17 protein-coding genes and 1 riboswitch are annotated in these 19932 nt (G+C 62.8%); of the genes, 9 read left to right on the plus strand and 8 right to left on the minus strand.

Annotated elements, in window-relative coordinates:
• The first annotated feature begins 24 nt into the window (after nt 1–24).
• The gene (locus WF331_RS16825) at nt 25–525 is read left to right on the plus strand and encodes a DUF4142 domain-containing protein (RefSeq protein ID WP_049276250.1); all 501 of its coding nucleotides are present in this window, start codon (nt 25–27) and stop codon (nt 523–525) included.
• Between the two features lie 8 nt (nt 526–533).
• The gene (locus WF331_RS16830) at nt 534–785 is read left to right on the plus strand and encodes a hypothetical protein (protein ID WP_016499645.1); all 252 of its coding nucleotides are present in this window, start codon (nt 534–536) and stop codon (nt 783–785) included.
• A gap of 95 nt (nt 786–880) precedes the next feature.
• Here WF331_RS16830 and WF331_RS16835 read toward each other — a convergent pair whose 3' ends face one another.
• Nucleotides 881–1045 carry a DUF6021 family protein gene (locus tag WF331_RS16835; protein ID WP_284362274.1) on the minus strand — a complete coding sequence of 55 codons (165 nt, stop codon included), beginning with the start codon at nt 1043–1045 and terminating at the stop codon, nt 881–883.
• Nucleotides 1046–1100: 55 nt separating this feature from the next.
• A complete protein-coding gene (locus tag WF331_RS16840; protein WP_016499643.1) occupies nt 1101–2087 on the minus strand; it encodes a DNA-binding protein in 987 nt (328 codons plus the stop codon).
• 238 nt (nt 2088–2325) lie between these two features.
• Between WF331_RS16840 and WF331_RS16845 the strand changes: the two genes are divergently transcribed.
• From WF331_RS16845 to WF331_RS16855, 3 genes are all read left to right on the plus strand, one after another.
• Complete coding sequence (locus WF331_RS16845) at nt 2326–2931, plus strand: helix-turn-helix transcriptional regulator (protein WP_284362269.1); 606 nt, start codon at nt 2326–2328, stop codon at nt 2929–2931.
• Between the two features lie 106 nt (nt 2932–3037).
• Nucleotides 3038–4039, plus strand: a complete 1002-nt coding sequence (locus WF331_RS16850) for a threonine/serine dehydratase (RefSeq protein ID WP_284362267.1) — start codon at nt 3038–3040, stop codon at nt 4037–4039.
• Nucleotides 4036–4983 carry an ornithine cyclodeaminase family protein gene (locus WF331_RS16855; RefSeq protein WP_284362264.1) on the plus strand — a complete coding sequence of 316 codons (948 nt, stop codon included), beginning with the start codon at nt 4036–4038 and terminating at the stop codon, nt 4981–4983. Before WF331_RS16850 ends, WF331_RS16855 begins: the two co-directional genes overlap by 4 nt.
• Nucleotides 4984–4996: 13 nt before the next feature.
• Here WF331_RS16855 and codA read toward each other — a convergent pair whose 3' ends face one another.
• The 5 genes from codA to WF331_RS16880 all read right to left on the minus strand — a co-directional run bounded on the left by codA (nt 4997) and on the right by WF331_RS16880 (nt 10391).
• Nucleotides 4997–6238 (minus strand): cytosine deaminase, encoded by a 1242-nt coding sequence (gene codA / locus WF331_RS16860; protein ID WP_016499639.1) that lies wholly within the window; start codon nt 6236–6238, stop codon nt 4997–4999.
• Between the two features lie 4 nt (nt 6239–6242).
• On the minus strand, nt 6243–7460 hold the full coding sequence (locus tag WF331_RS16865; RefSeq protein ID WP_016499638.1) for a PucR family transcriptional regulator: 1218 nt from the start codon (nt 7458–7460) through the stop codon (nt 6243–6245).
• Nucleotides 7457–8722, minus strand: a complete 1266-nt coding sequence (gene codB, locus WF331_RS16870) for a cytosine permease (protein ID WP_016499637.1) — start codon at nt 8720–8722, stop codon at nt 7457–7459. The genes WF331_RS16865 and codB overlap by 4 nt, the downstream gene beginning before the upstream one ends.
• 359 nt (nt 8723–9081) lie before the next feature.
• Nucleotides 9082–9747 (minus strand): thiaminase II, encoded by a 666-nt coding sequence (gene tenA, locus WF331_RS16875; protein ID WP_016499636.1) that lies wholly within the window; start codon nt 9745–9747, stop codon nt 9082–9084.
• Nucleotides 9744–10391 (minus strand): TenA family protein, encoded by a 648-nt coding sequence (locus WF331_RS16880; RefSeq protein WP_016499635.1) that lies wholly within the window; start codon nt 10389–10391, stop codon nt 9744–9746. Before WF331_RS16880 ends, tenA begins: the two co-directional genes overlap by 4 nt.
• A 78-nt stretch (nt 10392–10469) precedes the next feature.
• Nucleotides 10470–10584, minus strand: a riboswitch (TPP riboswitch).
• 250 nt (nt 10585–10834) lie between these two features.
• Here WF331_RS16880 and WF331_RS16885 point away from each other — a divergent pair.
• The 4 genes from WF331_RS16885 (at nt 10835) to WF331_RS16900 (ending at nt 18826) form a co-directional block, all read left to right on the plus strand.
• On the plus strand, nt 10835–14230 hold the full coding sequence (locus tag WF331_RS16885; RefSeq protein ID WP_016499634.1) for an Ig-like domain-containing protein: 3396 nt from the start codon (nt 10835–10837) through the stop codon (nt 14228–14230).
• Nucleotides 14231–14329: 99 nt separating this feature from the next.
• Nucleotides 14330–15313 carry an SCO family protein gene (locus WF331_RS16890; RefSeq protein WP_016499633.1) on the plus strand — a complete coding sequence of 328 codons (984 nt, stop codon included), beginning with the start codon at nt 14330–14332 and terminating at the stop codon, nt 15311–15313.
• An 81-nt stretch (nt 15314–15394) separates the two neighbouring features.
• Complete coding sequence (locus WF331_RS16895; RefSeq protein ID WP_340623119.1) at nt 15395–17719, plus strand: putative bifunctional diguanylate cyclase/phosphodiesterase; 2325 nt, start codon at nt 15395–15397, stop codon at nt 17717–17719.
• Between the two features lie 156 nt (nt 17720–17875).
• Complete coding sequence (locus WF331_RS16900) at nt 17876–18826, plus strand: site-specific integrase (RefSeq protein WP_041168023.1); 951 nt, start codon at nt 17876–17878, stop codon at nt 18824–18826.
• Here WF331_RS16900 and WF331_RS16905 read toward each other — a convergent pair.
• Nucleotides 18816–19925: an SMP-30/gluconolactonase/LRE family protein gene (locus WF331_RS16905; protein WP_231859030.1), complete on the minus strand. Its 1110-nt coding sequence runs from the start codon at nt 19923–19925 to the stop codon at nt 18816–18818. The two genes, WF331_RS16900 and WF331_RS16905, sit on opposite strands and share 11 nt — an antisense overlap.
• Between the last annotated feature and the right edge of the window lie 7 nt (nt 19926–19932).

A 19932-nucleotide genomic window follows, 5' to 3' on the forward strand; every position in this document is an offset into this window, starting at 1 on the left:
GCGCCACGGTTTAAGGAGTGAAGCATGAGCAATCTCTTCATCAAGCGCGTAGGTTTCTCCATGGTGTTGGGCCTGGCATCGGTGCATGCACTGGCGGCGAGTTCCGATGACTTCGTCGATGCGGCTACCGAAGCCGGCATTGCCGAAGTGGTCACCGGCAATCTGGCCAAGGAAAAAAGCCAGAATGCCGATATCAAGGCATTCGCCCAGCAAATGGTCACTGATCACACCCAGGCTAACCAGAAACTCGGCGACATCGCCCGCAAGCTGGACATTTCCGTTCCGGATGACGCAGCCATGACCGACAAGGTCAAGAAAATGATCCTGGAATGGCGGGATGAATCCTTTGACAAGTCGTACCTCAACAACCAGGTCGATGCGCACGAAAAAGCGGTGGAACTGTTCAAGAAAGAAGCGGCATCGTCCGACAAGGCCGAGCTGAAAGCCTTCGCCAGTGAAACCCTGCCCAAACTCGAGCAGCACCTGGAGCATGCCAAGGCGCTTCAGGCCAAGCACGCCAAGTGAGGTTCGACATGAGTAACGATGCATTGAAAACCGAAGTCCTTACTCGCCTGCTGCATTCGCACCCTGAAGGCCTGGGCAAGGAAGTGCTGGACAACTACCGCGGAGAGAAAGCGGTGGCCGGCATGCTGAAGACACTGCAGGAAGCAGGCCTGATCCACGACGGCAGTGTGGTAGTGGGTAGTGATCACCAGATCAGCGTGCACTACCCGATCAAGCTGTCGGCGTCGGGGGTCGAAGCGGCGCGAAAAGCCGAAGCCTGAATACTCGCCCGTCGGGCTATAAGGCCGCTATTACGGCAAACCTGCTAGCTCAATGAGCTAGCAGGGCGCTGTTGGAGCGCTGGGCATAGCCGCACTCACTTGTCCTTCTCAATGTCTCCGGGCGCCTTGGCCGGCCCTTGCGGGTCCACCTGTGGGTCGTCAACATCCGGGGAATCAGGGTCGAAACCAAGGTCGTCCGGTTTATCCGACTGCTCCGTCGAGTGAGGCCCCTCTTTGCGTACCGGTTCAGAATCATGCATGGTGTTTTCTCCCGTGAGTGTCAAAGGAAGAACACGCCAGCCACGGAAAGTTTGATTAATCTCCAACGGGTGCCAGCTGTGCGCGACATTGCGCCAGCGCCTGGTCCCGTTCCTTCAACTGATCCTCAAAGCGCTGCAATTGCCGCGCTTGTTCGGCGCACAGGTCTCGTCTGGCCTCCAGGCTTTGCGCCTGCACATCCAGCTGCCGGCGCATTTCTTCGCTGGCGCCCTGAGCTTGGGCCAGGATCGTGCGCAAGCCCTGGATCTGCGCATCGCGTTGCTCCAGCAACTCGTCCTGCGCCCGGCACTCGCTGGCCGCCTGGCGGTGTTCGCCCAGCAAGCGCTCGTTGTCGCGGTGCAGGCGGGTCAGTTCATCCTGCTTGACGATCATGCCCTGCTGCAACTGGCGCACTTCCACCTGCATCTGCTGCAACTGCGCTTCGTGGCGGCGCTGCTCCTGCTCGCGCTGCTCACGGCTGGCATTGCGGTAGTGCTCCAGAGCATCGCGGGCATGGCGATGCTTGTCTTCCAGCGATTTGACCTGTTCGTCCTTGTCGGCCAGACGCACCTGCATCTCGCCCAGTGACTGGTTGAGGCTGGCACTGCGCAGCTGTTCGGCCTGCAGGGTGCTTTGTGTGGACAGCAGCTTTTCCGTTTCGGCGGCCAATGCCGCTGCATCGATCTTGTGTTGCTGATGCGCTGCCGCCAGCGCCTGCTGGGCAATCTCCAGCTGCGCTTCAAGCGTTTCCCGCTGTTGGGTGAAGGTGCTTTCGGCCTGCTCAATCGTCAGGTCGGCCTCGTCCTGCAACTGGGTTGCCAGTTGCCCGACCAGGCGGCTCAGCACATCGCTCAGCGCGGCGCCGCCTTCGGAAGCCACGGGCTGCTGGCCGTTCAACTCCTTCAGGTAACGGTGAATGGTGGTCTTGGAGCCGGTATTACCCAGCTCGATACGTATGGCATCGATGCTGGGGTTCTCGCCCCGGGCAATCAGCGCCTGACGCGCCTGCTGCACTACCACCTTGTTGATACCGCCCCGGGCCATGCTTGCTCCTACGATTTTGTACTGTGTTATGTACCATGTAATTACGTACTAATTATGGCGATATCCAATCGCTCCTGCAAACAGTTCCTGACATGGAATAATCACGGCTTATCGCATGTGATAAGCAAAATGTTGTTGTTTTCGACGCTGGCAGCCGTACGGAGGCGCAGGGGCACGACCTTGTGCCGGTTACGCTTTGCCGCCACCATGGGCGTCCAGCACTGATTACCGACAGAAAATGAACCTGGAAAACTACAAGGCAATCGCCGACAGCATCGCCCTGCTGCTGTACCCGCACGCCGAAGTCATCGTCCATGACCTGCGCACCCAGACGGTGGTGCACATCGCCAACAACTTCTCCCAGCGCAAGCTGGGCGATGATTCGGCGATCGATCACGAATTGGGCGACCTCCTTGACGGCGCCAACCTGGGCCCGTACGAGAAGCTCAACTGGAATGGGCAGAAGGTCCGTTCCATCAGTACCGTCCTGCGCAACGCAGAAGGCGAAGCCGAGCACCTGATGTGCATCAATCTGAACGTGTCGGTACTGGAGCAAGCCCGTGTGGCGCTCGATGCGTTCTTCCAGATGGGCCGGCTGGTACCGCAACCTGACTCGTTGTTCCGCAACGATTGGCAGGAACGTATCAACACCTTCCTGCACGCGTGGCTGCAAGCACGCAACCTGTCGCTGCAGACACTGCAGATGAAGGACAAGCGCAGCCTCGTGCAGGCACTGCACGCAGAAGGCGCGTTCGAAGGGCGAAGTGGTGCTGACTATGTCGCCAACGTGCTGAGCATGGGCCGCGCCACCGTGTACAAGTACCTGAAAGAACTGAAGCCCTAGCAGCGCGAAGTTGACCGACAGGAGGTCGCCAAGCGGGCCTGCTCGTACACTTGTCTGGCATGGATAATTATTCTACTGTGGACAGATATTCCATACGGAGCACAGCATGCCAGCCACTACAGCCTCACCGACCTCTGCCGACAGCCTTTACCTCGATGCACTCTACGAATCCATCAAGGAAGCACACAGCGCACTGCGCCCCGCCGTCTGCATTACACCACTCACCTACAGCGCCCGGTTGTCGGCATTGAGCGGCTGCGAAGTCTTGCTGAAATGCGAACACCTGCAGCACACGGGGTCGTTCAAGTTCCGTGGCGCCAGCAACAAGATCCGCCTGCTGCCGACCGAAGCACGCAAGCGCGGTGTAATCGCTGCCTCTTCCGGCAACCACGGGCAGGCACTTGCACTGGCCGGCAAAACGGCTGGCGTGCCAGTGACTGTCTACACCGCCACTTCCGCCTCGCCATACAAACTGGAGGCGATGCGGGCGCTGGGCGCCGAAGTGCTTTGCCTGCCCACGGACCCGCTAAGTGCAGAGCTGGAGGCAGCCAGGCAGGCCAAGGCTCAGGGTGTACCGTTCGTGTCCCCCTACAACGACCTGCAAGTCATTGCCGGCCAGGGCACCATCGGCATGGAGTTGTTCGAGCAGGCACCCGACCTGGACGCGGTATTTGTCGCCGTCGGCGGTGGCGGGATGATTGCCGGCATCGGTGCCGCCCTGCGTGTACTCAAGCCGGGTACCGAGATAATCGGCTGCTGGCCGGCGAATGACCCTGCGCTGGAGCAATCCCTCAAGGCCGGAGTGATTGTCGAGGTGGACGCCCGCGAAACGCTGTCGGACGGCACAGCTGGCGGCGTCGAGCCCGGCGCTGTGACCTTGCCGCTGTGCCAGGCGTTGCTCACCGATACCGTACTGGTCAGCGAAGACGAGATTCGCGCCGCCATGCGCGTTATCGCCAGCACTGAACGCTGGATCATCGAAGGCGCTGCAGCGGTTGCGGTCGCCGGCATGCAAAAGCTCGCCGAGCGCTATCAGGGCAAACGTGTCGCAGTGATCCTGTGCGGCCGTAACATCGTGCTGGAAAAATTCCTCGAGGCCGTGCAATGAAAGTCTTCAGCAAGGCGCAGATCACCGCCAGCTTCAATCCCGAGCTGGCGGTTAGCCTGCTGGAAGAAGGCTTCATCGCCTACTCCAACGGCAAGGTCCAGGTGCCGCCCGTGCAGGCCTTCGCATTTCAAGCGGCGAACGGTGACTGCTGCGTGAAATCGGCCTACATCGAAGGCAGCCCTACCTTCACCGTCAAGCTTTCAACCGGTTTTTATGACAACCCTTCCAAGGGCCTGCCGAGCAACGATGGCCTGATGCTGGTGCTCTCGGCGCTCACCGGGCAGCCGCTGGCACTGCTGCAGGACCAGGGCTGGCTGACCGCCATGCGCACCGCGCTGGCCGGGCGTATCGCTGCCCGGCTGCTGGCACCGGCCGAGGTCAAGGCCATTGGCATCCTCGGCACCGGCATGCAGGCGCAGATGCAGCTTGAACAGCTGCGCGCCGTTACCGATTGCCGCCAGGCCATTGTCTGGGGCCGGCATGAAAACGGGCTTGCGGCCTATGCAGCATTTGCCCGTGAACTGGGCTTCGAGGTCCGCACCACACGGGATGCGGCAGAGGTCGCCGGCGCGGCAAACCTGATTGTCTGCACCACCCCTTCCCGCCAGGCGCTGCTGCACAGCGAGTGGGTCCGACCGGGTACGCATATCACTGCCGTCGGCGCCGATGCACCCGGCAAGCAGGAGCTGGACCCGGCACTGGTGGCCAGGGCAGACCGCATCATCGTCGACTCGGTCGCCCAGTGCAGCCAGTACGGCGAAGTGGCTCACGCGCTCGAGAGCGGTCAGCTACGCGCGAACCGGCTGATCGAGTTGGGTGCGCTGTTGGCCGGGCGCGCCAAAGGGCGCGAGCACGACGGCCAGATCACCCTGGCAGACCTGACCGGCGTGGCTGTGCAGGATGCTCAGGTTGCGAGCTGCGCCCTGGCAGCACTGAGCACCTGAGCCCATAGCGAAGTCAGAGCAACCGCTGCACCTGCGCCGGCGTACGCTGCATCAGCACCTTGCCATTGCGTACCGACACCAGTGCATGCCCCTGGGTACGGACCATTTCGTAATCATCAGGCGCCGACAACAGCAACAGGTTCGCCGGCCGCCCCACCTCGATGCCATAGCGCTCGCCAAGGTTCAAGGTGCGGGCGCTGTTATCGGTGATCAGGTCAAGGCAACGCTGCAGGTCTTCGTAGCCGAGCATGTGGCAGATGTGCAGGCCGGCTTCAAGAATGCGCAGGATGTTGCCATTGCCCAACGGGTACCACGGGTCGACGATGGAATCCTGACCAAAGCACACGTTCATCCCGGCACGGTCGATCTCGGCAACACGGGTGACGCCACGGCGTTTGGGGTAGTTGTCGAAACGCCCTTGCAGGTGAATGCTCTCGGTCGGGCACGACACGAAGTTGATGCCCGACAGCTTTAGCAGGCGGAACAGCTTGTAGCAGTAGGCATTGTCATACGAGCCCATGGCCACGGTATGGCTGGCCGTCACCCGGGCACCCATGCCGCGCACCCGGGCCTCTTCGGCCAACACTTCAAGAAAACGTGATTGCGGGTCATCGGTCTCGTCGCAGTGCACGTCCACCAGGCAACCGGTACGCTCGGCCAGGTCCATCAAGAACTTCACCGACGACACGCCCTGGTCGCGGGTATTCTCGAAATGCGGAATGCCGCCGACCACATCGGCGCCGATGGCCACCGCTTCGGTCATCAGCGCCCGGCCGTTGGCGTAAGACTCGATCCCCTCCTGCGGGAAGGCGACAATCTGCAAATCGACCAGTTCGCGTACTTCGTCACGTACTTCGACCATGGCCTTGAGCGCGGTGAGTTTCGGGTCGGTCACATCGACGTGGGTGCGCACATGCTGGATTCCGTGGTCCACCAGCATGCCGATGGTCTTTTTCGCACGGGTCTTGATGTCTTCATGGGTGGTGATTTCCTTGCGCTCGGCCCAGCATTCGATGCCTTCGAACAGGGTACCGCTCATGTTCCACCGGGGCTCGCCGGCAGTCAGTGTGGCGTCGAGGTGGATATGCGGTTCGACGAAGGGCGCCACCACCAGGTTTTGCCCTGCGTCCAGGTCATGGGCGGCAACGGGCGCCACCACCTCGGCCTGCGGCACGATGGCGGCAATGCGCTCGCCGTTCAGTTCGATGCGGAACAGGCCAGGCTTGCCGCGCAGCCGTGCGTTGATGATGTTCATGCTGTTACTCCTTGCCGTGGGCTTCGCTCATGCGCCATACCAGCATGGCGACCGAAGCATTCATGCGAAAAAGCGGGTCATCAATGGACTGCCCGCTCAGGTGTTCGATGCGCTGGATGCGCTGATTGATGGTGTTGCGGTGCAGCCCTAGCCGCTGTGCAGCCTTGAGGCCGTTGCCGTTTTCCATGAGCAAGGCGTCGAGGGTGTGCACCAGAGCATTGGCCTGCTTGCGGCCAGGGGCGATCAGCGGGCCAAGCGTACGGCTGACGAAATCGTCGATCAGCGAGCGGTCGACGATGCCTTGCAGCAGGCGCAGCACGCCCAGTTCGCTGAAGTTGCAATAGCCGTTGGCTGGGCGCAGGTGCTGGGCGACGTCCAGGGCCTGACGCGCCTCGTTGAGGGCCTGTCGATAGTGCGCGCAATCGTCGGCGACGCTCGACAAACCCATGTGCAAACTCAGTTCACCCGTCGTGGCCTGCAGCTGCCGGTAAAGCGCAGCCAACGTCTCGGGCAGGTCGTGTGTATCGGCCAGCAGCAACACGAACAGATCACCCGGCAGCTGCGCGGTAACGCTGCCTGGCCGTTGGCGGCACCAGGCTTCGAGCTGGTCTTCCAGGGCCTGCCGGCTAGCTTGCCAGGTACGCTCGCCGTGGGCCAGCCCGTGGCGCTCGAACAAACCGTCCACGCCCGCCAGGCGCAAAGCCAGCAAGCGACGCGGCTCGTCCAGTGCCAGCTGTAGGTGCGTTGCGCGCTGCCGGGCAATCGCCAGGCTTGGGTAGTCGCCCGTGAGCAGCTGGCCAAGGATATCGTGACGCGAGCGGCGTACCTGGCTCATCTGCACCAACGCCGTGCCGATCAGGTGGGTAACCACCACCATCTTCAGCGCGTAGGGCTGCTCGATCAGCGGCAGGCCAAGTTGCTCGGCTCGTGCGATGACAGACGCCGGGACGCTCTGGATAAAGCTGCCGCCGGTGAGGATCACCATGCCGGCGATGCCCACGGCGTCGCCGTCTTCCAGCAGGCTCAACAGGTTGGCCTCACCGCGCGGGTGGTTGATGCCGGTAACGAACACCAGTTCACCGCCCATTACCCATTCAGCGATGCCTTCGTTTTCCGCCACATACGGCCAGCGCACCCGCCGCTGAAGGTTACGTGCGCCGGCCAGCACACGCATCTCGTGCAGGCCAGGCAAATGCAGGATCTCGTCCAGCGCCAGGCTCACGGCTCCACACCTGCCTGGCCCGGCGCCCGGCGGCGTGCGCCCAGTTCGAGCATGACGATGTAGCACAGGGCCGAGGCGCCTATACCCACCAGCGGAGCGACCCAGGGCGAGGCGTACGCCAGTACTGCGCCCACGGCATAGGCAAACAGCCCGGTGAGGTTGTAGCGTGGCAGGCTTGCGGTGCCCAGTGCCGGGTATTGGCCGCGGTGTCGGTACCAGAAATCAGCCATTATCACCCCGCCCACCGGGGGAATGATCGACCCCAGCAGCACCAGGAACGGGATCAGCATTTCGTACATACCACCAATCGCCAGCACAATGCCGACCCCGGCCGCCACCAGCGTTGCCGTGCGCCGGCGCTCACTGCGCAACAAATGGCAGGCGGCCGCCGACACGTTGTAGATGGTCGGCCCCTGAATGGTCCACAGGTTCAGGCACAGCATCACTACCGCCGCGAACGACAGGCCCTGCAGCATCATCACTTCGACAATATCGGCCTGCTGGTAAACCATCGCGCACCACGCACCGGCCACCACCATCAGGCCGTTGCCAAGCAAGAATGCCACCACGCTGGCGATCACCGCCACCCGGCCGCTACGCGACAGCCGTGTCCAGTTGGTGGCTTGGGTGGCACCACTGGCGAAGGTGCCGAACACCATGGTCACTGCTGCGGAAAAGGTCATGGTCTCGTGCGGCACTACTGCAGCCAGCCCGGCAAAGCCACCGGCATCGCGGGTAGCGATGTACATCGACACCAACAGCAGCACGAACATCAATGGCACCGACACGCGCGACAGCACATCCAGCCCCTTGAAGCCGATGATGGCAGTAATGCTGAAACCCAGCCCGAAAAGCACCATCAACGGTAAACCGAAGCCTTCCGCCAACCCCAACAGCTTGACCAGCACGATGGCCACCGTGGCCGTACCCCAGGCGTACCAACCCAGCTCAGCGAAACCCAGCAGAAAGTCCGAGAGCCGGCTACCTGCCTCACCGAAACAGAAACGCCCCATCAGTACGGTATTCAGCCCGCTGCGCGAAGCGATGAATGCCAACGCTGCGGCATACATCGCCAGCAGGCTGTTGCCGACGGTGGCCACCCACAACATGTCGACAAAATTGAAAGCCATGCCCAGCTTGCCACCGGCGAACATCGTGCCGGTGAAAAAGGTAAAGCTGAACAAGACCATGGCAATCGGCAGCAGGCCCTTGCGGGCAGACTGCGGGGCTTCGCTGAGGGGAAATTCGCTGGGTGAGCTCATTGCACGGGGCTCCGGGTGGTAGTTGGGAGCTGGAAGAGCAATATGCGGGCCGCTTTTTCGAGGGCCGAAACCCGGAATCAAATCGGGCAGGCAGCCCAGAAGGTGATGTGCACTGTGAACATTAAAGTCGCATTTTGGCTTTATGAAGGTGTGCTGAACGACTTATTTTGAGGCATTCATGCACCAAAGCAGGCTTGGGCTGGGTAGGATTCACCCAGTCGACCAAGCACTTTGGGGCTGCTGCGCAGCCCATCGCCGGCAAGCCGGGCTCCCACAGGTACGGTGCAACCCTTCAAGCATCGCGCGGTCTCTGTGGGAGCCCGGCTTGCCGGCGATGGGGCGCAAAGCGGCCCCGGGGGCTACGCCACCCCGTCCAAACCCATCTGCCAGAAGTCCGCCTCCAGGCTGGAAGCCTGGCCAAAGATCCCCACCAACTCGGCAAACCGCTGCTCGGTCATGCTCCGCGCTGCCAGCTCATCCAGGTGCTTGCGCGCTGCGGCCGCCACCCCTTGGTAGCCTTCACCGGCATACTCGCCAATCCACTCGCGGTACGGGTGGTTGCTCAAGTCGCCAATGCGCTCGGACAAGGTCCGGCCGATCTCCGCATAGCCGATCACACAAGGCGCCAGCGCCACATGCAGTTCCAACAGGTCGCCAGCGGCGCCACAGTCCAGCACGTAACGTGTGTATGCCACCGTGGCCTGGTGCTCTGGCGCGGCCTCGATATCCGCCTGGGTCAGCCCCCAGCGCGCGCACAGGCGCAAGTGCAGGTCGGTTTCATCCAGAATCGCCGCCAACCCGGCCTGCGCCGCGCGGATGTCGGCCGGGCGCCGGCTCTTGTAGGCCGCCAGTGCCCAGGCGCGGGCGAACTGGATGAGGAACAGGTAATCCTGTACCAGGTAGGTCCGGAACGCTTCCTCGCTCAGCGTGCCCTCGCCCATCTGCCGCACAAAGTCATGGTCTACATAGCTGTGCCACTGTTGGGTGGCTGCGGCCTTGAGGCGCTCGAAGATATCCATGCTCATTTGCCCTCCGGGTAGACGGCATCGAAGAAGGCCAGCTCCAGCGCAACGGTGCGCTGGTAGAAATCGCTTGCCAGTGCCGCTTCCTGCGGGCCGACACGGTCCAGCTCAGACTGCAGGAAGGCAACAAAGGCCTGGAATGCCGGGTTGTCGTGCAGGGTGATCCACTCGGCATGGACAAAATTGTCTGGCATCGGCTTGGGTGCCTTGAGCGCCCAGTCGAGGTAAAGGCCTTCGGCAACGTTGAGCACTGCCAGCGCCGCTGCATAGGAGCGGGTCGCTGCCGCTTCACGCATGATCGCCTTGAACCCTGCGGTTGGCACGGTATCAGCGGGTGCGCTGCGTTGTGCGGGGCTCACGTCCAGGGCCTCGAAGGCACGCAGGAAGTAGGTGTTCTCATCGCTGGAAATCATCCCGGCAAAGCGGCCGAAGCGCAGACGCGCCTCGAACGTATCGGCGGTGGCGATGGCCGCACCCAGCAAGGTCAGGAAACTGTCGAGAAAGCGATGGTCCTGCACCAGGTAGTCGACCATGATCGGGTCCGGCAGGCTGCCTTCGCACAATTGGGTCACGAAACGGTGGCCAACGGCCGCCGACCAGGTCGGCTCGCTTTGGCTGCGCAGGGACTGGCTGAAACGTTCGGTCATGTTGCTGTCCTTGATGAAGGTGACAGCGAGACCTTGGCAATTGACATGGACGGGCCTCGCAGTGAGGCCGGCAAAAAGGCAGGTTACAAGCCCCATCCCTTCGCCGGCATGATCCGGATCAGGTTCGAAGGGTCACCGCGCTGCTGCTTGCAGCGGTTTCTCAGCCCTTTGCCGGGCTCCCCTTGGTGGCGAACAGGTATACCCGAGCAGGTCGGGGCTGTCACGCCCCAATCCACCCAATTAGTGGGCATTGGGCCCCCGCTTGTGGGGAGTTATACCCATTCTTGACGCCCCGTTATTTAGCGCACATCAGGCGCCACAAGGATTTGTTTAACAAAGCATTACTGAAACTTTTGTTGGCACAGCCGTTGCTCAAGGCCTTTTACCGGGCAAAACGCCATTGATGGCTATAAGCCATACAGCCGCGAGCGAGGCACAAGGCAATGAAAACACCTGCCGTGATTCACCCTACCAGGCACGCATTCCAGCTGTCTTCGGTCACTGCGCTGATGCTCAGCCTCGGACTGATCACGGCCATGGCGTCCCCCCTGGACGACAACAGCCAGCCGCCGCCGACCGACTCATCGGCCTATACCGACCAGCCGGCTGACCCGACCCCGGCCTTGCTCAACCTGAACACTTTGCCAGAAGCCAACCAAGGCTCACTGGAGCTGATCAATGGTGCGTACGGCGACCGCAATACAGTGCGGATCGACAACGTGCTGCCGCCCGCCTTGCAAACCTCGGACAGGTACCCCACCAACGGCAAACCCAGCCCGTTGTTCGGCGCGCAGCCCTTCACCCAGCAATTGCTGCTGTTCGAAGAGTTCGGACCAGAGAAGCTCGACCCGACCACGCCGGCGCCAGAGCTGACCTTCCCGGTCCCCACCCTCGGCGCGGCCCCCGCGCAAGACCCCAACGTAGTGGCGCGCAGCGGGCCAAGTGGCACCGCACTTGAAGCGTTCCTCAAGCAACCCGGCCTGTACCCCTTCCCGACCCAGTACTCCAACGTGCTGGACCGCAACCCATGGAAGGCGCAGATCGAGATGTTCCTCAACCGCCAGCCGGTCGGTTCGCCTGCTGAAGGCCGGCCACCAGGAAAAGGCTGGTCGCACCAGCGCTGGAATGAGTTCTACCCGCAGGCGGCGTTCAAGACTGCCCAGGCCGGTGCGCGGATCAACCTCGGCCTGCGTGACCGCAAGCAACTGCACAACTATGCGTATGGCGAGTTCGCACCCGGCGGCCTGTACTACCAGACCTCCGACATCCCGACCACGCTGGGCACCACTAAAGGCATCGATACGCGCTTCCACCCGAACATGCCCTTGCAGAACCACAAGTCACTGTGGACTTTCGACGGCACCTTCCCGCCTAAACTGTTGATGGTGCGCTACGGCCAGCCGATCCTGATGCGCCATTACAACGCCCTGCCGATCGACCCCTCGGCCAACGGCGGCTTTGGCCTGCACACCATCTCCACCCACGAGCACAATGGCCACTCCCCGGCCGAGAGCGATGGCTTTGCCAATGCCTACTTCTTCCCGGGCCAGTACTACGACTACCGTTGGCCAGTGCAACTGGCCGGGTACGACACCATCAACACCCGTGCCCAGGACCCGCGTGCCGCCTTCCCCTGCTCACCGGGTGAAACCCTGTTCGTCAACGACGGCACGCCGGGCCTTAAAACCTGCCAGAACGGCAGTATCAAGATTCGCGGTGACTGGCGTGAAACCATGAGCACCCACTGGTTCCACGACCACATGATGGATTTCACGGCGCAGAACGTCTACAAGGGCAACGCCGTGATGATGAACTACTACAGCGCCCTGGACCGCGGTAACGAGGCCCTGCAGGATGGCGTAAACCTGCGTTTCCCCAGCGGCTCGGGCATGCCATGGGGTAACCGCGACTACGACGTCAACCTGGTGATCGCCGACAAGGCGTGGGATGCCAACGGCCAGCTGTGGTTCAACCCGTTCAACACCGACGGCTTCCTCGGTGACCAGATCCTGGTCAACTGGCAGTACCAGCCCAGGCTCAAGGTGCGTGCGCGCAGCTACCGCTTCCGTATCCTCAACGGCTCGGTATCGCGCTACTTCAAGTTTGCCGTGGTGCGGGAAATTGCCGGTACCAGCGGTGAGTTCAAAGGCCCGTCCGGTTCCAACCTGTCGTATGCGCGGGTCCCGTTCCACATGATCGCCAACGACGGCAACATCATGGAACACGCCGTGCCATTCGACGGCACCATGGACCTCAACGGCGACGGCAACCTGCAAGACAACAACGGCATCCTTCCGCTGCAAGGTATCGCCGAGCGCTATGACATCATCATCAACTTCGCCAAGAACGGCATCAAGGCGGGCGACAAGCTGTACTTCGTCAACCTGGAGGAGCACCGCACCGGCAAGGGCCCGGAAGGTACCATTGCGCTGGCCGACGTGCTGTCGGGGAAATACAAGGCGGTGATCAAGCAGACCAGCAAAGGCCCGCAGTGGGACAACGGCGACCCCGCAGTCGGCAAGTTCCTGCAACTGCTGGTGCAGCCCTACACCGGCCAGGACGTGAGCATGGACCCGGTGGCCTATGAACCGGCCAAGCCAGGCAAGGCCGCAGGCCTGAAAATGCTGCCGCTGCCAATTGACCGCGACTCGGCCACCGACCAGGCCAAGATAAAGAACGCCCGCCACCGCGAGTTCATCTTTGGCCGCTCCGACGGCACCGACACCAAGCCGTGGACCATCAAGACCGACGGCGCTTTCGGCTACAGCATGGACCCACGACGCATCAGTGCGGCGCCGCAACTGGCCAACCAGTCCACCGACGGTGGTTTCAGCGGCGACGGCACCCTGGAAGTGTGGAAAATCGTCAACGGCGGCAATGGCTGGAGCCACCCGGTACACGTGCACTTCGAGGAGGGCGTGATTCTCAGCCGCGACGGCAAGGCCCCACCAGAGTGGGAAAAATGGGCGCGTAAAGACGTGTACCGCATCGGGCCGGATGCCGACTCTTCGGAAGAGGTGGAAATGGCCATCCGCTTCCGCGAGTTCGCCGGCACCTACATGGAGCACTGCCACAACACCCAGCACGAGGACTCGTCGATGCTGCTGCGCTGGGACATCGAGCACCCGGGGCAGTTCCAGGTGATGCCGACCCCGCTGCCAGGATGGGATGGCGTGCAATACATGGCTTCGGTGGGCCTGCCGACCTTCCGCACCAAAGGCCATGACGACATCGACGACCCGGCCAACAAGCCACCCGTCGCGGCCAATGACAGTGCAGCCACTACCGCTGGCAAGCCGATCACCCTGAACGTGCTGGCCAACGACACCGACCCGGACGGCAACGTGCCGCTGACCGTGACCGGCCTCAGCCAGCCAGACTCCGGCCAGGGTACCGTCAGCACCGACGGCACCACGGTGACCTACACCCCACCCGCCACGGTCGCCACGCCGTTCACTGCCAGCTTCAACTATACGGCGCGTGATGCCAAGGGTGCCGAGTCGGTGACCCCGGCCACGGTCAGCATCGCCGTAACCGCAGCGGCAGCGGTCGACCAGATCCAGGTCACCAGTGCCACAGTGCAGGTGCGCAGCGGCAACCGCTTCACCTGGGATGTGCAAGGGACCACCACGGTGGCCACGGGCAACAGCATCAGCGTGACAGCGGCAACCACCGGCGGCCCGGTAAGCCTGGGGAACGCCACGCTGACAGCTGCAACCACGGGCGCCCGTTGGCGGGTATCGGTCACCACCACCGGCTTCGGTCCGGCCACGCCAGCGACGGTCACGGTGAAGTCGGCGTTGGGCCAGACGGTGACTGCGCCAGTGAAATATCAGTGAGTGCACCGCTCCCACAGAAATCACGCAGCTGCGGCTCTGTGAAGTTTCTGTGGGAGCGGGCGTGCCCGCGAAGGGCTGCACACCATCGAGGACCCTATCATGCCTGGCTCATGGCGTTTCCTGCTGGTACTCGCGGTATTTGCCGCCAGCATCCCGTTCTGGCCACTGCAGCCGCAACAACCTGTGGCCGAAAAAACCGCAAGCCCATGGGGCGCTGACTACTTTCCCAACATCCCCCTGCTCACCCAGGACGGCGAGAAGCTGCATTTCTTCGACGACCTGATCAAGGACAAGGTGGTCGCCATCAACTTCATCTTCACCGGCTGCACTGACTCATGCCCGGTGGAAACCGCGCGGTTGCGCCAGGTGCAAAAGATTCTGGGTGACCGGGTTGGCAAGGACATATTCCTCTACTCCATCAGCATCGACCCCTACAACGACACCCCCGCCACCCTGAAACGCTACGCCGAAAAGTTCGGCATCGGCCCTGGCTGGACGCTGCTCACCGGCGAGCCCGACGACATCGAGCAATTGCGCCGTAGCCTGGGTTTGTGGATAGACGGCCTGGAAAACGGCCGCTCCAAAGACCACAACCTGAGCCTTATCATCGGCAACCAGGCCACCGGTCGCTGGATGAAGGCCTCGCCCTTCGAAAGCCCGTACATCCTCGCTGACCGGCTGGGCAACAGCTTGCACAACTGGAAGCAGGCCAGCGCCATGAACAATGATTATGCCCAGGCCCCCGAGATACGTTCGCCCAGCAGTGGCGAGCAGATTTTCCGTACGCGTTGTTCTTCCTGCCACACCTTGGGCAACATCGAGCCAGGCCAGCCAGGTATCGGCCCCGACCTGCTGGGCGTAACCCGCCAGCGTGACGCCAACTGGCTGACCCGCTGGCTGAAGGAGCCCGACCAGATGCTGGCCGAGAAAGACCCGCTGGCCATGCTGCTGTATGAGCAATACAACCGCCTGGCCATGCCCAACATGCGCCTGGGCGATGCCGAAGTCAGCGCATTGATGAGTTATATCGAGGAAGAAACCGCGCGCCTGCAAACACCCGTCGCGAATAGGGAAAACCCTTAAAGGCTATTAGCCATTAGTCATCAGCCTGTCATCTCCTTGTCGTATTTTTTGAGCATCACCCAGGGTCGGGAACTGTCAGCAGTGATACGCCGTTCGCTTTCATCCGCCAGCCCCCTGCGGCTGCTGATCCTGATGCTCTGTGCGGCCACCCTGGCCTTTCTCTGGGGGCTGCACATCACGCAGAAAGCCGCCGCCCGCCAGGACGCGTTGTCGGCCAAGGCCGCCGAGCACCTGAACCTGGCCAGCATCGTCGGTGAAAGCCTGCGCCAGCTGGTCGACCGCGCCCAGGCCGTTGGCCGGGTCACCCAGGACGACATGAAGGTGCTACGCCAGGGCAACATCAGCCTGGCGCGGATACTGGCCGTGGACCCGGTGTTCAAGCGCATGAGCCTGTACGACCGGCAAGGCCGGCTGTTGTCAGCCAGCCATACCGACGAAGCTTCCGCACTGCCCGAGGACTGGTTACGCCAGCTGCAACGGCACGTTGCCCGCTATGGTTTCAAGCCCTTTCTGCCCAGCGTGCAGGCGCCGGACCAGCAGGCCACCCTCCCCAACTGGCGCCTGCCGTTTCTGCTGCCGTTGACCGACCTGCCAGGCCGCGAAATCGAAAACATCCTGGTGGTGCAACTGGACATCGGCTACCTCGCGGTACTGTTCCAGCATATCGACCTGGGCAGCAGCGGGCTGGTGCGCCTGCTGCAGGATGACGGGCTGGAGCGGCTGCGCATAGATACCAGCGGCGTGGTGGTGGCCGGCGACGGGTTGCAGCCTGAACTGCCGGATACCGGCAGCGACGCGGGCATGCTGACCCAATACGCGGCCGGCGACGCGTACCAGAGCCTGTACCGACATGTGCCAGAGCGCGGGTTCAGCGTAGTGGTCAGCCAGCGCCAGGATGAAATCCTCGCGCCTTCGACCCTGGCCTATTCCCGGCAATTCTGGTTGAACCTGAGCATGACGCTGATGATCATCGCCAGCCTGCTGTGGACCTTGCGTCTGCTGCGCAAGCGGCAAGAGGCCTTCAGCGCCCTGGAACATGCCCAGCAGGTCAATCAGCAGCTTATCGGCCGCCTTGAGGACGAACACCGGCGCAGCAGCCATGCCGCCGCCACCGATCACCTCAGCGGGCTGCACAACCGCCGCCAGTTCGTCGAGGTGGCCGCCCAGGCGCTGACCCGCCAGCGTGGCAAGCGCCGGTTGATGGCGATTCTGTTCATCGACATGGACCGCTTCAAGTCGATCAACGATTCGCTCGGGCACAAGATCGGCGACCTGCTGCTGCAGGCCGTGGCCGGCCGCATCCAGCGTTTGCTGGAGCTCGGTGACGAGGCTTCGCGCTTTGGCGGCGACGAATTCGTGGTGCTGCTGGCGGGCGAGCGCAGCGAAGACCAGATCAATGCCTGGGTCCGTGAACTGGTCCAACGCTTGTCGGCCACTTATGCCCTTGACGGCCAGGAGGTCAACACCAGCCCGAGTGTGGGCGTAAGCATCTGCCCGCGCGACGGCCAGGACATCGACAGCCTGATCCGCAGTGCCGATGCCGCAATGTATTCGGCCAAGCAGGCCGGCCGGGCCCAGTACCGCTTCTTCGACCCCTCGCTGAACCTGGCCGACATCCAGGCCTTTACCCTTGAACAGGCGTTCGGCAGCGCCTTGGCCGAGCGCCAGTTCGTGCTGCACTACCAGCCGCAGATCCGCCTCGACACCCAGCAGGTACTGGGCTACGAAGCGCTGGTGCGCTGGGACCACCCCGAGTTCGGCCTGCTGTACCCAGACCGCTTCATCGACCTGGCAGAGCGCAGCGGCTTCATTGTCGATCTGGGCTGGGAGGTGTTGCGCCTGGCCTGTGAAGCCTTGGCCGGCTGGGACGTGCAGGGCCGGGAAACGCGGTTGGCCGTGAATGTATCCGCCCTGCAACTGCGCCAAGGGGACTTCGCCATGCGGCTGCTGAACGAACTGCAAAGGTATGCCATCGCCCCGCAGCGGCTGGAGCTGGAAATTACCGAAACCACCATCCTCGACCCCGAAAGTACGGCCGTGGAGCACCTGCATACCCTGCGCGGCGCCGGCCTGGGCATCAGCCTGGATGATTTCGGCCGTGGCTACGCCGGCTTCGCCCATCTGCATTCGCTGCCATTGAGCAAGCTGAAGATCGACCGCTCGCTGATCGCCCCGCTGTCCAACAGCCCTGATGACAGCCCGATCGTGTCCTCCACCATCATCCTGGCCAAGCGCCTGGGCCTGGAAGTGGTTGCCGAAGGCGTGGAAACCCGCGAACAGGTGGTGTGCCTGAAGCTTGCCGGTTGTGATATCGCCCAGGGCTACCACTTCAGTCGGCCACTGTCGCCGGCGCAGTTACGCGAGTACCCGCCGTTCAATGGTGTCGAGGAGAAAGCGTGCGTGTAATGCGAACACTGGCGCTGCCCCACTGCCCCCCAGCTGACAACCTGGGCCCGCTTCGCGCGCCATCGCGACGCAAGGCCGCTCTACAGAGACCGCGCTGGCATGCAATATCCCTTGATTCGGTTTATGGTGTGCCCATTACCCATCGACACCCGTACCATGACCGATATCGAGCGCTACCTTCGCGCCGCCACCCGTGACAACACCCGGCGCAGCTACCAGGCTGCCATCGAGCACTTCGAAACCCACTGGGGCGGTTTTCTCCCTGCCACTGCCGAGAGCATTGCCCGCTACCTGGCCGACCACGCCGACCAGCATGCCGTCAGCACCCTGCGCCAGCGCCTGGCTGCGCTCAGCCAATGGCACGTCGCCCAAGGCTTCCCCGACCCGACCAAGGCGCCTCTGGTGCGGCAGGTGCTCCGCGGTATCCGCACCCTGCACCCGACGCCGCCCAAGCAGGCAGCCCCGCTGTTGTTGCAGCACCTGCAAACTGCGGTGACCTGTTTTGAAGAGGAGGCCCGCCAGGCACGTGAACATCACGACCTGGCCGCCCTGCGCCGGGCCCGCCGTGACAGTGCGCTGCTGTTGCTGGGTTTCTGGCGTGGCTTTCGTGGTGATGAACTGGCGCGCCTGCGCATCGAACATATCAAGGCCGAAGCGGGTGTCGGTATCACGTTGTTCCTGCCGCGCAGCAAGGGCGACCGAGAAGCCCTGGGCGTGCAACATCGCACCCCTGCGCTGAAAGCCTTGTGCCCGGTCACGGCCTACCTGCAATGGCTGGAGGTTGCCGGCATTGCCCATGGGCCGGTGTTCCGCAAGCTCGACCGCTGGGGCAACCTCGGTGACAGCGCGCTCAACAGCAACAGCCTGGTCGGCCTGCTGCGGCGCATGCTGGAGCGTGCCGGGGTACCGGCGGCGCTGTATACCGGCCATTCGCTACGGCGTGGCTTCGCCACCTGGGCAACCGCCAATGGCTGGGAACTGAAATCGCTGATGAGCTACGTGGGTTGGAAAGACGCCAAGTCGGCCTTGCGCTATATCGACTCGGCGCAGCGCTTTGGCGAATTGGCCGTTTTACCGGCCAGCCAGATGCAACGGCTTATTCCTTGAAGCTGAGCCTGGCAACGCCGCCAGTTTCCGGGCGGATGGCATACAGGTCGCCAGCATCGGGGTAATGGTGCAGCTCTTCAGGGCTCATGTCGAAGCGCGCGGTGCTGATGTACAAGGTGTTCAAGCCCGGCCCACCAAAGCAGCAACTGGTGGGGCACGGTACCGGCATCAACACCTGGTCGGTCAGGTGGCCGTGGCGGTCGTAACGCAGCAGGCAGCTGCCATGGTACTGGCACACCCACAGCCCGCCTTCGCGGTCCAGCGCCAGGCCATCCGGCCGCCCCAGCTCGGCAGGGGTTTCGGCAAACAGCGTCACCGCACCCAGTCGGCCTTCGACGAGATACTCGGCGCGGTAGATGGCGCGCGCCGCCGAATCGACGAAGTACACCGTATGGCCGTCCTGCGACCAGGCAAGCCCGGTGGGCAAGGCCATGTCGTCGTGGATCACCTGGTCGTTCAACTGTCCGTCGAAGCGGAACAGCGCCCCGGTATTGCCGCTCAAGGCTTCGTCCATCAGCCCGGTAACGAAGCGTCCTTGCGGGTCGCAAGCGCCGTCGTTGAAGCGGTAGGTTGAACGCGGGTGGACAGATGCAGAATGCTGGAGCACCTTGCGCGCCGGCACATCGAAGATGGCCACGCTGGCATCTTCTGTGAAAATCAGGTTGCCCCGGTCGGTCAGCGCCAAGGCGCCAATGCGCGCGGCTGACGCGTAAAGGCTGTGAACTTCGCCATCCGGCGTCAGGCAGTTGATGCGCCCGCCAGAAATATCGACGAAGTACAACGCGCCGCTGCGCTCATCCCAGACCAGGCTTTCACCCAGGTCCGCGCGCGTGTTGGCGACTTTGACCGGCACGTAGTTGCATTCCTTGATGCGGTTCCAGCGCTCGGCCACTTCGGCCAGGTCGGCGGCCTGCACACGGCCCAGGTCACGGGGGTAGCTGACGCCGCTGTTTTCGTTGAAGCGGGTGGCGGTGAACTGGCCGTTGCTGGCGCGCAAGATGTAGCCGGTGTCATGGCACAGCGCACTGGCCAGGTACAGCACGCCAGGCGTAACCCACTCGGGCTTCAGCTCTTCTGGCGGTTGGCTGATGCCCCACATGCGGGTC

The sequence above is a fragment of the Pseudomonas sp. YNh genome, from assembly GCF_037993085.1.
In the GTDB taxonomy this organism is placed as follows: domain Bacteria; phylum Pseudomonadota; class Gammaproteobacteria; order Pseudomonadales; family Pseudomonadaceae; genus Aquipseudomonas; species Aquipseudomonas putida.